The 15,575-nt window shown below is 60.7% G+C and carries 10 protein-coding genes; all 10 read right to left on the minus strand.

Going from position 1 to position 15,575, the window contains the following annotated elements; genetic code table 11:
* Nucleotides 1-97: 97 nt before the first annotated feature.
* Nucleotides 98-6,529 carry a sacsin N-terminal ATP-binding-like domain-containing protein gene (locus tag EI982_RS16875; RefSeq protein WP_157690795.1) on the minus strand — a complete coding sequence of 2,144 codons (6,432 nt, stop codon included), beginning with the start codon at nucleotides 6,527-6,529 and terminating at the stop codon, nucleotides 98-100.
* A gap of 265 nt (nucleotides 6,530-6,794) precedes the next feature.
* Nucleotides 6,795-9,797 carry a tetratricopeptide repeat protein gene (locus EI982_RS16880; protein ID WP_157690796.1) on the minus strand — a complete coding sequence of 1,001 codons (3,003 nt, stop codon included), beginning with the start codon at nucleotides 9,795-9,797 and terminating at the stop codon, nucleotides 6,795-6,797.
* A gap of 432 nt (nucleotides 9,798-10,229) precedes the next feature.
* Entirely contained in the window at nucleotides 10,230-11,699 is a 1,470-nt protein-coding gene (secY, locus tag EI982_RS16885; protein ID WP_157690797.1) for a preprotein translocase subunit SecY, read from the minus strand.
* Between the two features lie 3 nt (nucleotides 11,700-11,702).
* Nucleotides 11,703-12,203, minus strand: coding sequence for an uL15m family ribosomal protein (locus EI982_RS16890; RefSeq protein WP_157690798.1), 501 nt, complete (start codon nucleotides 12,201-12,203; stop codon nucleotides 11,703-11,705).
* Nucleotides 12,200-12,664: a 50S ribosomal protein L30 gene (gene rpmD / locus EI982_RS16895; RefSeq protein ID WP_157690799.1), complete on the minus strand. Its 465-nt coding sequence runs from the start codon at nucleotides 12,662-12,664 to the stop codon at nucleotides 12,200-12,202. Before rpmD ends, EI982_RS16890 begins: the two co-directional genes overlap by 4 nt.
* Nucleotides 12,664-13,320, minus strand: coding sequence for a 30S ribosomal protein S5 (locus tag EI982_RS16900; RefSeq protein WP_157690800.1), 657 nt, complete (start codon nucleotides 13,318-13,320; stop codon nucleotides 12,664-12,666). Before EI982_RS16900 ends, rpmD begins: the two co-directional genes overlap by 1 nt.
* The gene (locus EI982_RS16905) at nucleotides 13,310-13,870 is read right to left on the minus strand and encodes a 50S ribosomal protein L18 (RefSeq protein WP_157690801.1); all 561 of its coding nucleotides are present in this window, start codon (nucleotides 13,868-13,870) and stop codon (nucleotides 13,310-13,312) included. The genes EI982_RS16900 and EI982_RS16905 overlap by 11 nt, the downstream gene beginning before the upstream one ends.
* Nucleotides 13,870-14,328 (minus strand): 50S ribosomal protein L19e, encoded by a 459-nt coding sequence (locus EI982_RS16910; protein ID WP_157690802.1) that lies wholly within the window; start codon nucleotides 14,326-14,328, stop codon nucleotides 13,870-13,872. The genes EI982_RS16905 and EI982_RS16910 overlap by 1 nt, the downstream gene beginning before the upstream one ends.
* The gene (locus EI982_RS16915; protein ID WP_157690803.1) at nucleotides 14,325-15,038 is read right to left on the minus strand and encodes a 50S ribosomal protein L32e; all 714 of its coding nucleotides are present in this window, start codon (nucleotides 15,036-15,038) and stop codon (nucleotides 14,325-14,327) included. Before EI982_RS16915 ends, EI982_RS16910 begins: the two co-directional genes overlap by 4 nt.
* Nucleotides 15,039-15,575, minus strand: coding sequence for a 50S ribosomal protein L6 (locus EI982_RS16920; RefSeq protein WP_157690804.1), 537 nt, complete (start codon nucleotides 15,573-15,575; stop codon nucleotides 15,039-15,041).

The raw sequence follows: 15,575 nt of genomic DNA on the forward strand, positions 1-15,575 counted from the left end.
AGAACAGCTATCCAAGCGGTGGCCAATCAAATCACTTCAGAGCTGTCGAACGTCTCGTCACGCTCGTACTCACAACTTTCAACAGAGCGTGAATTAGTCATTCAAACATACGCTCGATATACATTTCACCGCCCGCGACTGCATCGGCAGGGATTGTTGCAGAACCGTTTGATCGGTCCTCCAAGTCGAATCCACCTAATGCAGCACTTGGTGGATTCTCTTCGTTCAGGATGATCTCATCCACGATTCGTGTCTCATGCAGCCAGTTATCCGACTCAATCCCAGGGGTCGCAAATAATCGGATTACGTACTGGTACCCGGCAGAGACAAACGCCTGAGCTTGCCGGAGTTGATTCGTCGAAAAGCGGAAACTAACAGATTTAGATTCCGACGACAGGCCTGCAGCTTTGACTTCGACTGGGACGATATCCAGTGTCGGAGTAGCGTCTTGATCCTGTGTTGCAGTGGGCCCAAACGGGTCGATGAAATCGAACCCGAGCCCATACTCTTGTGTCGCGTTGAGGATCTGCACAAACGGATTATCCCACAGATTACTGTCTCCACTCCTGAACCGATCCAGGGACTGATACTCCTTCGCTGAAAACTCATGCTTGAAATACCGCTTTAGAGACCCATTCCAGCGGTTCTTGGTATGCCACTTGTACCCCGCGCTGTCTTGATCAGCTTCAAGCCCCGCAAGCTCGGTCAGCAAACAATCGAAGTCGTTTCTCTCTTCATCCAACCATCGACCGAGTCGCTGTAGAATATGGATAACCGCAGTTGCTTCAGCACGTTCTCCGCGTTCGCCGTAAATCTGGGGTGTATCCCCGTCACCACTCTTGTTACCGGAGCCACCACCGAACGTCGCTACTGTCGTGCGGCCTCGACCAGAGACCATCCCGTTGCTGAGGTCAAGATCGCCATCAAGTTGTGATTGCACCTCTCGAAACGCGTTTTGCTGGCGTTTTCGAGAGTCTACCTGTGAGGCCGGGACTTCCCCGTTGAGAATGAAGTCCCTGAGAGCAACCGCGACATCTTCTTTCCGACCCCCTGGAGCGTGCTCGCTCACAGTCTCAATAAGCGGTGTGAGTACTCGATCCTCGAAGGTTCCCTTTGCTGCGACGTCGAACCACCGATCAGCAGGCGAAAAATCAATATCTGATAGATTCGTCGACGCTGTCGGTGTATCTTCCCAAGCAATCGGATCATCCGTCTCGATGGACGGGAGTACGTCTTCAAGCGCTGCAATCGATGCCAAGTCGGCGTCTTCCCGCTCGTCACGAAGGATGCAGAACTGCTCGACTCTGGCACACCAGCGAGCGTGGTGGGACGGGATCCACCGCTCCGTGATAAGTCGTGAATTCGCAGCAATCCACTGGATGAACGAAGACACATCACCATCGTGTGCTGCAAGTGCATGCGACCACTCAACCCACTGCTCGTGATTGGTGTTTTGCTCTGCGATAACGGTCTCGAACAGCGGAGTAACGGTGTCGCTCTCTAGTTCCGATGGTAACCGGGTCCCTGCCTCAGACAAAAGGTCAATCGTCTCTGCCACCTGCGGAGACGGCGGTTCAGGCGTCTCCTCAATGTCAATCCCAATCAGGAACTGACTGCGGACCCATTGGATCGTGCCGGAATCTGTATCGGCTAAATTCGACCGGATCCGCTCCACGTTGTTTGGGGCGTCTCCACCGAGCACCTTGATTAATTCGTACAGTGCTTCGACGTCGCGGAGGAGTTCACGATGGTCCTGCACACCAAGTGCTGTCCGAACCAGATCGAGGTCGTGACCGCGTTGCTCCCACTCCCGTTCTAACTTCTCTGGACTCGGCAACGACGCCCTCAGTGCAGGCTGGATCTCCTCGTATCGACCTGGCATCTCGAAGAGGAATGCGATCCCCGCGGCAGTCGCTTCAACGATCTCCTGCGGATCAGAATCATGAATCTCGTCGTCGTTTAAGACGATCCCCAGCGGTGCGTCATCGTCATCTGAGACTCGATACAGCCGAGACCGGATATCGAAGAAGTCGTCCGTTTGCTCCTCGTGTAGCTGCGCACGAGCGAGATGGTCGATCGCCGTCTGGAATGTGTCTCGCGACTCACGGATTGTATCGGGGGCCGACCGATTCAGCGTTGCCAGAATCCATTCTGTCCGCCGCTCTAATTCCTGTTTCACTGGCTGTAACCCGTCTTCGGACAATCCGTTCAATTCACCAGCCTGTAGGATCGGCTGCTCAACGTCCAGTGACGAGACACCTAACGCATCTGCTAACGGCGTGAGGCCACCGCGGGTCGGCGGTTTCAGTAGATACAGATCTGAGTTCCTGACTTCTTGTTTCTCCCACTGTCGTAGCGACCGCTGCGTATGGTATTTGAACTTCAGCTCAGCCTCCCCTTCGTCCTGTATCTGCCCAATCGGAACAGCATACCACTCCTCGTTCCGGAACCGGAGTGGAAGATGCGTCAGTAACTCAGACTCCAAGACGCTCGGCACGTGTTCCACAGGATCAGCTAACGACTGCAGAATCGGATTCAGCAACTCAGTGTACACATACATCCACGCCGATTCCACACCGTCAGTCCGCATTCGAACAGGGTGCACATCGTCAAGCGAGTCCTCTGTAGCTAGCACTGCTTGGAGCTTCTGGAGCCTATCTGCCGCTTGAATCGCAGTTAGCTCATCAATCGGTTCGACACCGAGACACGAGAGCAGATCGTCGGATACCTGCGGGTCTGATTCCGAGTCACTCGGGACTGTCGGGAGAAGCTGTGTGACTTCACCGCGACCACCGTCTTGGACAGCCCACCGCAATCGCACAGCGTCTTCTTCCCACGCCTCGTCTACCCACCCTGAGAACTGATCATCGAACACCGGGTCCCAACACGCTGTGTTTCGAAGCTGCCAGTTGAAGACCGTCGGCATCGTTTCGGACCACGGCCGCTGAATGTGATTGTTCCCACCATCACAATACCAGCCAGTTTCCAGCACAGTTTCCCGTAACGTGCCCTCGTGTCGCTCTAACCACTGAATGAGCCCAGCGGGATCAGCAGTCACCCACTGCAGATCCGTGCTCCATACCCACGAACTAATACGCGATCCGTACCCTCGATCCACAGTATACGGCCGACCGTGACACTGGCTACTCGTGTGCTTCCCGGTCTGGACCGAGTGATTCCCAAATCCAGTGACGAACGAAAGGTACGCTGGAGAATTGAGGTCCTGACCGTCTTCAATAAGCTCTCGCTGTAACGCTACCACATCCGACCGGTACGAGTCTGCTTCAGGGAGCCTCCATTCGCGCGGGTCCCACGACGCTTTCGTCACACCTTCGTTCGGCCGTTGTAATCCAGGCCCGTGATGACATAGAGCACTCACGTTCGGCGTGACGCTAACACCGAAGAGGGACAGTGTCCTCGCAAGCCCCCTGGCTGCAGTCACCGGGTCTGCGGTCTCCATCTGCGCGTACACTGGTTCCCAAACCGGATCGAACGGCCCAGGGAGTGTTGTCTCCCCGGCTCCGAGCGGGGCACCGGACGGCTCTGAAAGGATGGACGACTTGGCATCATCCTCGCTCCGGGCAAGTACCGTATCAAGACTCAAGGACGGATTCTGTAGCACATCGGTCTCAGGGTCATCCAGTTCCTCATTCAGAAACGGCCACCACTGCGGGCCGAACTCACAGGCACCTAACGGCACGTCAGCTCGCTCCGCTTCTGACAGTGATGCCCACATGAGTGAAGCCTGTCGAAGCCGGAACCGCGTCCGCAACCGGTCGTACTCCCCGTTTTTCAATATGGTTTCTAACAACTCGTGCGCGACGTACCCATCGGGAAGTGCGTTCAGGTCTGCGGCGGTGAACTCATCGACACGCTCCGCGAGAAACCGAAGCGCAGTCGCAGATACCCGATTATTCTGTTCACGCTCGAAACTGGCAACGAGCGACCGGAAATACTCCTGCCGGTCAGTCTGGTACTTCCGGATTCCCCAAGACTCCCCTGCCTCATCGAGTAATGCGTTAATCCGGTCATCGGTCTCAGCGAGTTCAGCGAGGAAGAACACAGTGAACTGCCCGTCGTCCGGCGGAGCAATGACGTCCGTCGTGTCATTGGGAACGTTCCATAGAATCGTTCGAGACAGCGGCTGCCGCCGATCCCCTTCCGACCGAACCTGTTGATTCTCGATCTGCAGCAACATCCTCTTCTGAGACTCCTCCTCAACGCCCTCCGACTCATCCTCAGGTTCTGACTGCTTCAGTTGACACGGTAAGAGATACACACCGTCCAACGCACGCCGATTCGCTCCAAGTAAATCACTGATCTCTGAACTCGACACCGGCTCGAAATACCGAGCTGTCGCCCGAAGTATCGCGTCAGCTGGATCAGCCGCACACTGTACCCCTGACTCACCGTCACTGGCACGGTCACTCCGTGCGAGCGCCGCAGAAACCAACTCGACCCACCGATCTCGTAACCGCGCCGTCACAGTAGCCTCGTTCTCGTCAGTCACACGAAGTAAACTCTCAATGCGATTCACCAGTCGATCGCCTGACGCGTCCCGAAGCTGTGACAGCCCCCAGATTCGATCCGCGGCTGGCATTGCAACTGACACGCGGCCGTCCCCAAGACTTCCGAACGGCCGATCGTCCGTTTTCAACGCCGGCGCTCCCGCTACCGGCAACTGATCACTCAACAAGTACACCGCACGCATTCCATCCCACCCATCGCTCGACCAATCTAACAACAACGAATTCGAATCCGTAGCCCCAGCCTCGTCCGTGTCAGATTGAATCTGCGCCGGGGCCTCAGAAGGCCCACCGGCAATCGGAATACACTCGGCCTCCCACACCCTGTCCAACAGCTGCTGTCGAAGATAGCCGAGCAACTCATCAGCCTCGGTCGGTCGCGAGTCCGGTTCCCACTCGTCTTCCTGTGTCTGGTCTGGCAGCAACACCCACGGATACAGACTCAACCAGTCATACTCCGGTTCAGTGACTTCCGCCGTCTGCTCGGCAACGCGCCCGACAAGCTCCGTTGCCTCCTCGAATACACGGCGATTATAATCCACGTAGCGCTGGGACACGTCCTTGATATTCTGCCGATTCGGCGTCACCGAAAACTCGCCGTGTAACGAAAACGACAACCCGGGATTCCGCTGACTAATTGGGTAATATAGGTACAACGAGTAATTCTTCAGCGAATGCGACTTCCCGTCCCTAAACCGGTCCCTCTCGATAACAGGCCAATCGTCACTCGGACGTGGAACCAGAACCCGCGTCCCGTGATCCCGCTCGCCGGCCGGTAACCGGAACCCGTCGAACACATGGACTGTCTCCTCCTCTGTCCCATCTCGATCAACCTGCGTGACTCGCCATTCCGTATGTTGCACGGAATCGCCACTCAGAACACCGGGTTCCGGCTCTATCTCCCACGAAATGTGCTCGTCAACCTCGTTGTCCGAGACGCGGACTGCGTTCACCTCGTCGATCGTGCCGAAATGAACCAGCGTCTCCGGATCAAGCGATCCGGACCGCGTTCCGTCTACATACCACCAGACACGTTCCGGAGGCGTAGTGGCAATCCCCGACTCCTCAACAGCATCATCTGGCAATTCACTCACCGTGTCCACGTCGTAGAGTTCCGTCACGATCTCTCGCCAATTCTCGTCCGCAAACTCGACGAACACCGCAGTCGAAAACTCCCCACCGTACTCCGCTACGGTATCATTCGGGGCCGGAACTCGGTCATCCCCGTGGACTAAATAGTCGGCAAGACCAGCGAGTTCGCTTCGCCGCGCCGACAGCGACAACGGGATCGGATACGCGAACAGAAACAACTGCATCAATGCCCGCCGGTTATCCGCACTCAAATCGCCCGGAGACTTCCCGTTCCGGTTCCGACTCAAATCAATATCAACCGGGAATACATCAGTGTTGAATTCCTCATCCAGCCCGTCCACGCCGTGATCGTACCCGATCGTATTCAAAATCGCAGCCAGTAGATATGCCTTCGAAAACCGAACGCGAAGCGCTTGCTTCTCACCCGACGCGTCAGGCGTCTCCGTCCACACTTCGAACGATTCCCCTTTCCCGAGGATCGACTTGAGACCGATCCCCATCTTTCCAATCTCATCAGGCGTGTCCTTCGACGTCTTTCCGATACCGGTCGCCGCCTCTTCGACCGACCGGTTGTGGAAGTTAAAACTCCGCCCGTTATTCGCAATTAGTAACCCCTCATCCGTGACAGCGATAAACACCTGCCCATCATCCGCGTACTGCGCTTCGTCCCGTGCATTCTGCAGTAGCTCAAGAATCTCCCGATTCGGGTGATCCTCCGCAATCGTCCGCTCCGATTGCCCTAACGACGTATCTTTCCGAAACGCGCTCCGCAAATTCGGCTGCCCATCGAGGATTTCAAGCGAGTCATCACGAAGATCAGTAACCAAGTCCTCCCAATACCCTGCCCAGTGACTCCGCAACCCTTCGTTCGTCCTCGGATTTTTCCCCAACGAATCGAACGTCTCGCTCATTCCTTACGACGTAACAGGCATACCTGATTAGAGTGTTGCTGCCCGCCTCACTAAGCGATCTTCTTCCGTGGGCTTCTGGTGTAGAATCTACCTCGTCGGGTTTTGTTGAAATCTTCACTCAGTATAGGTTCTGGTGGTCGTGCTGGATACAGAGCGCGTATATAGCGGGTCAGACTCCGCGACAGAGGTGGCGCCCAGTACAACGTATTCATTGTAAACGAGGTTGGATTCCGGATCACTGGGCAGACCCGACGATGCGAGGCGACTACTCGCCCTCGGGTAACTGCTCTAAGCGCGATTTGACCCGTTCGGCGGCTGGATCCCGGAGTTCTCGAAAGAGTTCGAGACTCCGCTGGAAGTAGGCTCGGGCGTCCTTGTACTGGCCCAATTCTTCGACGACCACTCCAAGATTGTTGAGGTTCCAAGCTTCGCCTTGGCGGTCACCGGTGTCGCGGCAGATGTCGAGGCTCTGGTGGTGGTACCGGCGGGCCTCCTCGTACTCCTCCAGATGCCGGGCGACCGCCCCAAGGTTGTCGAGACTGTTGGCTTCGCCTTGGCGGTCACCGGTGTCGCGGCAGATGTCGAGGCTCTGGTGGTGGTACCGGCGGGCCTCCTCGTACTCCTCCAGATGCCGGGCGACCGCCCCAAGGTTGTCGAGACTGTTGGCTTCGCCTTGGCGGTCGCCGAGGTCACGGAAGATGTCGAGGCTCTGGTGGTGGTACTGACGGGCTTTCTCGTACTCCTCCAGATGCCGGGCGACCGCCCCAAGGTTGGTGAGACTGCCGGCTTCGCCTTGGCGGTCGCCGAGGTCACGGAAGATGTCGAGGCTCTGGTGGTGGTACTGACGGGCTTTCTCGTACTCCCTCAGATGCTTGGCGACCAGCCCGAGGCCTTCGAGACTCTTGGCTTCTCCCTGACGGTCACCGATGTCTCGGAAGATTTCGAGGCTCTGCTGAAAATAGTCCCAACTGTCCTCGGACTCGCCTAGTTTCACGGCAATCGACCCAAGGTGGCCGAGACTCATGGCTTCGCCTTGGCGGTTGCCGATGTTGCGGCAGATGTCGAGGCTCTGGTGGTGATACTGGCGGGCTTCCTCGTATTCTCCCAGATGCCGGGCGACTCGCCCGAGGCCGTTGAGACTGTTGGCTTCGCCTTGGCGATCGTCACTCTCCCTAGCCTCATCTAAGCGCTCTTCAAATTCTGTTCGTGCCTTTTGACATTCACCGCGACCAAGGTATGCATGACCGCGTGTATCCACAACCCACTGATATGTCGTCTCAGGACAGGTATCCGGCAGGTCGTACCGAGCGGTGTCAGTCGTCCCCGCTAGCGGGGCCAGCACCGGCCACCGTTCGAACAGTTCGAAAATCAACCGGACGTACTCGTTGGCCTTCGCTTGTGCATCATCGTCGATAGCAGCCAGCACCGAGGAGCTGCGGAACTCGCGGTCAAGCGCCTCGCGATGGTCTGCTTCGTCGAACAGCGCGAATAGCGCCTCTAGACACTTGCCGGTCCGTGGCTCGGATCGCTCGCGCCGCTGATTACTAACTCTTGCCCGCCGTTCCGCGTGATTTTGCGCCAGCACGCGCAGGTACAGCGTTGACCACAGCGGATGTGTCGAGCGCACCTGTTCGCTGTCGCCGGTCGGATACAGGAACCAATCCTCCAACGTCGCGCGAATCGCAGCGATCTCGTCATGGGCCTCGATGCTGTGCCCGTGTTCATACCCGAGGGTGTGGACCAGTTCTGGGTAGATGCCGATGCCACTGGCGTTTAGCAGGTTCACCATCACACCCACGTCCGCCAGAAGGTCGGGATCGAACCCCGAGAGGTCACGTAACGCCTCGTCACTCCCCGGGTTCTCGAGTGTCGCGTACCGCGCCCGGACGTGACTTTCTAGGCCACCCCTATTGTCGGCGGCATCAGCGGCGACGTTCCCGATGGGCAGGTGAAACGTCAGTATTAGAAAGTCACCAAACTCCTCGGGTACCTCGCTCCGGACTCGCTCGTAGAGATTCGCTGCCGACCGTGCGACGGTCTTGCCAGTGGCGTCCTCGAACGCAGCGACCACTCGCTGGATGTCGGTTTCGGTGATCGCTCGCAGGTGATACGCATCGATGTCTTGTCTGGCGATTGTGAGGTGACGCTGTGCGGTGCTGGAATCGAGCCTCTGGGCACTCTCGTTAGCCTCCAGTTCGGATTTTCGTGCGTCCAGCAGGAAAGTCGCGCTGTCGTCACGTTCGTACTCTGCGACCAGTTTGAGAATCGCATTCGAGCTTGACCGTACGGCGTCCTCAACGACCACAAGCGTGTGCCCGTCCGTCCGGTCGATGGTCTCTCGGAGGGCATCGCGGCTCTCAAAGGGGGCGGCGCTCGGATCGCTAACGCGGTAGAGCACCGGCCCACAATCGTTGCGGTACCACTCAATGGCGATCTGCTTGCAGAGGGTGCTCTTGCCGGCGCCGGCGCGTCCGAGGATGATCCGATCGGTCCCGTTCCGGAGGGTCGCCAATAGTTCCTCTTCGGCGGTTTCGGACTCGCGGCCGACTCTAGACGCTGGAATCCCGGCCTCAACCTCGGCAAGCGTGAACGATGTCCGCCACGCAGTCTCCGGATCGACCGGTGCCCCATCGAAGTACGCCGGCGAGAGCTGGCGGAAGCCCTCGTTTCTAGCGGCTTGGGTCAACAAGAGCGACACATCGTCGACGAGTCGGGTGAGCCGCTGTTGTAGCTCCCCGAGTTGCTCGAGAATATCCAATTGGAGTTCCTGCTGAAAGACATCACCGAGGTCGGTATCGGCGATACGTTTCTCGAACGCAGCGACGGCTTCGGTGTAGGCGTTGCCAACAGCCGTGATGAGTTCTTCGCGCAACTGGGGCGTGTTTTCGAGATTGAAGCCTTGGACGGTGGCGATGGCCTCAGCAATCTGGGCGGCAGCGTCTTCCTCGTCGGCAAAGAGGTGCCCGATTTGGTCGCGCTCACGGTCGCGCTGTGCACTGACGTCGTCGACTGAGAGGCCAGTCACTTCCTTGACGATGGCCTCCCAGTTGTTGGTAACGCCCGTGAGTACGTCCGTCTCCCGGCGGACATCCTCAGCCTTGATCGCGTCTTTGAGCTCCTTGGCAAACACCGTCGCGACGTGTTCAAGATCGTCGCTGTATTTCTCGCGGCGGAAGATCTCCCTGACCTTGCTCTTCGTGACACCCGCACCCGAAGCGATCCCCGTGGCAGTGAGATTAATACACAACGACGTCGTGAGCGGGTCCATCGATGCAGGAATATTGACGTGTCTGTTATATGTATATTTTTTGCAGGCTGAACAGGCGGTTCAGGCGGTGATAAAGCGCAGTGGTAACGCTCGTAGAATCTATGACCGAATGAATGCTCTGTATGCAGCACGTTGTTCGTGCGAGATGCTGAGGATTTCAACAGGCCCCTCGTCACCAAGCCTGTCGACTGAACTGGTTTTCTACTTTCTCTGTCCCATATTTTGAGAGGAGCTCATACATTTGTCTCTCTACGTACTCGTCGGAGTACACTAACAGAACAATCAAAAACCGATACGCGGACACGTTATTTGCTCACAGGATGTTCTCCCTCGGATCGTACGTGCCTCGTCTTCAGTGCTGGTCATAACGGCCGGTCGACTTAGGGAGAAAAAATGACGGGGAATACCCAACTCAGTGTGATAACGCTGTTATCACTCTGAGCCAAACATCTGGCGCATCATCGGATGCATCTCCATCAACTGCTCTTCGGCGATCTCCTCGTACAGCTTGTACGTGATGCTCACGGTGAGCAGGAGGCCGGTTCCGGAGACCTGTCCGATGGTACCGAGCATGTTGGCGCCGACCGCCAGGAGCCCGACGAGGGCCCCACCGATCACGGTCACCTGCGGGATATACCGCTCCATGACCTTCTCGATGACCTGCGGGTTACGCCGGAACCCGGGGATCTGCATCCCGGAGTTCTGGATCTGCTGAGCGGTCGCCTCCGGCCCCATGCCGGTCGTCTCCACCCAGAAGATGGCGAAGATGGCGCCGCCGATCACCATGATGGTGAGGTCGAGCCCCACCCGGATCATGATCTGCCAAGGTTCCGCGGAGGTGCCGGCCAGCCACCACATCCAGTCGTTCCGAGTCTGGATTGGCGCCAGGTAGTAGAACAGCCCGGAGACGGGCTGGCCGCTGCTGTACTGGCCGAGCCACGCCGGCATCGCATTCCACGTGCTGTTGAGGATGCGCCCGGCGAACTGGATGTTCGCCTGCAGGGCGCGCACGAGGATCATCGGCAGGACGCTCGCGTAGATGAGCTTTACCGGGAAGCGACCGCGGGCACCCTTGACGCGGGCGTGAGCCAGGGGGATCTCGACTCTGACGCTCTCGGCGTAGACGACGATGGAGAAGATGAGCACCGTCGTCACCAGCGCGAGGAGCTGCCCCTGTCCGAGCAGGAGCGCTTGCAGCCCCTCGGCGGTGAGCGGCGAGGCGATGTCCTGGGCGCCGGTCAGGATGGCGAACCAGGTCGGGAAGAAGCCGGGCGTGCCGCCGAGGCCCTCCCAGCTAAACAGGCCGCCGACGAGCTGTTGGCTCACGCCGGCGATGATGAAGAGGCCGACCCCGGAGCCGACGCCCCACTTGCTGACGATCTCGTCCATGAACAGGATGAGGATCCCGCCGACGGCGATCTGGACGAACAGGAGCGTCTGGACGCCCTGGAGGCCGATCCCCAGCGCCTGTCCGACCGCCTGATCGGCCGGCAGGAAGCTTCCCGCGAAGACCATCGGAAGGCCGGTCAGACAGATCATCACGACCACCAGGAGCTTCTGGAGGCCCTGGTACAGCACCTGGTCACGGGGGTCGTCCGTGTCGAGACCGAGCAGGTCCGCACCGCCCAACAGCTGCAAGACGATGCTCGCCGTGACGATGGGCCCGATCCCCAACTGGAGGATAGAGCCCTGCGACCCGGCGAGGATCGATCGGAAGCGGCCGAACAGGTCGCTCTGCGTGCCGGCGTCCAGCCCGAACAGCTGGATGTTCGTCAGGAAGAAATACAACACGAGGACGCCGGCAGTCCAGCCGAGTTTGCGCCGGAAGGGGACGTGCCCCTCCGGACGCCTGACTGACGGCATCCGCGTCAGCACCGGTTCGGCGGTCTCCTTCCATCCCATGGGTTACTCCTCGTCCGACTCCTCGGTGTCGCCATCGTCAGCGGCGTCCTCGGCCGCCTCCTCGGCTCGCTCCGAGAGGTCGGCGCTGCCGCCGGCGGATTCGAGCTTTTCGACCGCGCCCGCGGTGAACGCGTCGGCGACGACGGACAGTTCGTTGCGGACCTGCCCGTCACCGAGCACCTTCACTACGTCCGCGTCGTAGCCGTCTTCGGCGACGTCGCGGGCGTCGAGGCGGTAGCCACCGTCGGTCTCCTCGGCGAGGCCGTCCGCCGCGTACAGGGCGGCGTTCTCGTCGAGTTCCTGAACCGTCACCTCGCGCACCTCGTCTTGGACGGTTTCGGGGCGGGTGAAGCCGTGCTTGCCGAGCGGTTCGTAGTTGTGGAACTCGTGTTTGTCGCGGCCCGCACGCCCGCGGCCACCACGGTGCCCGGCGCCGCGCCGGTTCTTGTGGGTGCCGCCACCGTGGGTTCGCGACCCGCGTTGGCGCTTTTTCTTGTCGCTCATCGCATGGCCTCCAGCAGTCGATCGATCTCCTCGGTGGTGTGGTTGCCGATCTGGCCGCCCTCGACGGTCGGATGCTTCAGGCCGTCGTGTCCGCCTCGCGGCGGGTGAAGCCGGAGCGACGGGGCCAGACCCTGCTCGCGCAGCGTCGTCTCCTCGTCGACCAGCGCCGCGGCGAGTGCGTCGACGTCGGCGTAGTCGGTCTCCTCGGCGACCCACTCGTCGGTGACCTCGCCCGAACCGGTTTCGGGTTCGCCCCGCCGGCGGATCAGCGTCGCGACGACGTCGGCCGACGGTTCGCCGTGGGCGACGTAGTCGTTGACCTTCGTGATCATGCCGCGGTAGGCGTCGGTCTCCGGGACGAAGGTACACTGGTTGACGGCGTGCAGGTTGAGCATCTCCAGCGTGTCCTGCACGTCGCCCGAGATGTTCACCTCGCCGCGGATCTGGACGAGCGCCTCCATCACTCGGTCACCCCGGTTTCGCGCTGCTTGCGGCGCGCCCGCTCGGGCGTCCGCGACTGCGAGGCGTTCCGGAGCGCGTTGTACGTCGCCTTCGCGAGGTTGACCGTCGTCCGGGTGTTGCCCGTCGACTTCGTCCAGGCGTCCTGGACGCCCGCGAGTTCGAGGATGTTCCGCACCGTGGGTGCGGCCGCCAGCCCCAGCCCCTGCGGGGCGGGGATGATCTCGACCGTCACCGACCCGGCCTTGCCGGTCGCCTTCCGGGTCAGGGAGTTGACACCGCCCGCGCGGTCCTCCCAGGAGCCGGAGCCGCGGTCGACCTCGATGATGTTCAGCTTCGCCACGTCGATGGCCTTCTGGATGGCCGAGCCGACCTGGTCGTCGCGGGCCTCGGCGTAGCCGAGGTAGCCGTCGCGGTTACCGATCGCGACGACACACCGGAACTTCACCCGGCGCCCGGAGTCGGTCATGCGCTGGACCATGTTGATGTCGAGCACCTCGTCGTCCAGCCCCGGCAGGAGCTGATCGACGATTTCGGCCTCCTTCAGCGGGAGCCCGGACTCCAGCGCCTCCTTCATCGACGTCACGTCGCCGTCCTGTACCTTGCGGCCGAGCCGCGTGCGCGGTTCCCAGCCGTCGCCGTAATCGTTACTGCTCATGATCCTCCATCAGTCGTTCGCGCACTTCGTCGAAGTGCTCGGGGAGTTCCGTCGCGTCGAAGTCGCCGCCGTACAGCGGTTCGTCCAGCTGTTCGGCGTAGTCGGCGATATGCTCGCCGCGGTTGCGCGACCAGTCCGCGAGGACGCTCTCGCTGTGCGGGATTTCGAGTCCCGCGTCGATTGCGCCTTCCTGTACTGCGAACACCTTGTTGCCCGGCGTCGCGGTGTTGAGACCGATGTCGAGGACGGCCTCGGAGAGGCCGGCGTCGACCGCGCGGATCCCCGCGAGATACCCCGTGAGGTACGCGCTCGGGAGATTGCCCGTGGGGGCCTCCCAGCCGTACTCCGCGAGGTCCTCGGAGGACGCGGCCGCGTGGGTCTCGTCGCCGTCGGGACCGGGGGTGATCAGCTGCGCCCTGACGTGCCTGTTGCTCACGCGAGCGACCAGGCGCGGCTTGCCGGATTTCAGCAGGCGCAACCTCTGGTGGTAGTCGGTTCGGTCCTCGCGGCGACGCCGCATGGGGACCTTGTATCGTGGGCCTGTTGCCATCAGTCGTTCACCTCCACGTCGTAGTTGTTGCGGATGTACGCTTCGAGTCGCGCCACGCTCTCGAACTCCCCGCCGCCAGCCTTGTTGTAGAGCTCGCGGTACTGGGAGGCGTCGAGCGGGCCGTCGTCGCGCAACTCGCGCAGGCGACGCCGCTGGGCGCGGATGCGACTCGTCCAATCCTCCTTCTCGTTTTTCCGTGCGCCGGCGGTCCCGCGACGGGAGCCGGCGCCGGTTCGGTGGCCGTAGGCTCGCTTGTCCGCCCGCTCGCGGGCGCGACCGCGCGAGTTGTTCGACGTGTCCTTCTCCTGGATCGTGCCCTGTTCGATCAGGTCACGGATGTCCTCGCGGGTGATCGCCTCCGCGATTTCGCTCTGGGATTCGGGGTCGAACCAAAGGCGGTCCTCGCCGACGTCGAGCACGTCGGACGCGAGCCGTTTCTGTGCACTCAGATCCGTCATTCGGCTTCCTCCACTTCGACTTCGATGTACGTCGGGTTGAGGACGCGGATCCCGCGGTCCTCACAGACGTCTTCGATGCGTTCGCGCTTGCGCGCGCCGACACCGCTCGCGATGCGAACGGCCTCGGTGTCCGAGTCGACGCCCTCGAGGTCGTCCGTGTTGTGGACACGGACCTCCTCGAAGCCGCTGGGGTGCAGGCCGCGTGCCGCCGTCGGCGAGCGGTAGCCCGCATCGACGGTGGCGCCCTTGCCCTTGATGCCCCGGCGCTGTTTCGAGAGGTTCCCGCGCGGCTTGCGCCACGAGGGGTCGACGCGCTTTTTCTTGTGGTGGTCCTGGCGGTTGAACTGCGGATTGCTCTCCCGGCGCTTCTGGACGAGCGCGCGGGCGGCCTCCGCGTCCAGGTCCGGCGTCTTGTCGGCGTGACCGCGGGGACGGAGTTCCGTCTCCGTCTCCTCGGTCTCCGCTTCCTCGGTCTCCTCTTCGACCTCGGCCTCGGTCTCCTCGCTGACTTCGAGGCCACCGACGTCGGCCTTGATCCGGGCGGCCAGGGCGTTACCGACGCCCTCGATGTCGGCCAGTTCCGACTGGCTCGCCGCCTTGAGGTCCTCGATCGACTCGTAGCCGGCGTCGGTGAGCGCCTCGGCCTTCGAGGGCCCGACGCCGCCGATGTCCTCGACCTCCTCGATCTCGGTGTCGTCGTCTGCGCTCATCTACGCCCCACCTGCCTGCGGTTTCTGGGTGATGTAGACACCGTCTTGGAAGACGCGGGTGTCCTTGTCGGGCACGCGCGTCAACTGTTCGATGTCGGCGGCGGTCTGTCCGACGGCCTCCTTGTCGGGGCCGGAGAGGGTGATCTCCTCGCCGTCGACCTGTACCTCGGTGTCGCCGCGGATCGGAACTTTCCGCGGCGCTCGCTCGCCGAGGAAGTTCTCGATGACGACCTCGTCGCCCTCGACGGTGACCTGCATCGGGAAGTGGGCGTAGAAGATCTCCATCTCGTACGTCCAGCCCTCGGTCACGCCGTGGAACATGTTCTCGACGTGGCTCTCGAAGGTGCCGACCGTCGAGCGCGTGTTGGCGTCGTCGGCCTCACTTTCGATCACCACGTGGTCGTCCTCGACCGTCACCGACACGTCGGGGTACCAGAGGCGTCGCGTGACGCTCCCGTTGGGACCCTCGACGGTCAGATCCAGGTGGTCGACCTCGGCGGATACGTCGTCCGGAATCTCGATTTCTGTTCGGTTCAT

Source organism: Haloplanus salinarum (assembly GCF_009762275.1).
In the GTDB taxonomy this organism is placed as follows: domain Archaea; phylum Halobacteriota; class Halobacteria; order Halobacteriales; family Haloferacaceae; genus Haloplanus; species Haloplanus salinarum.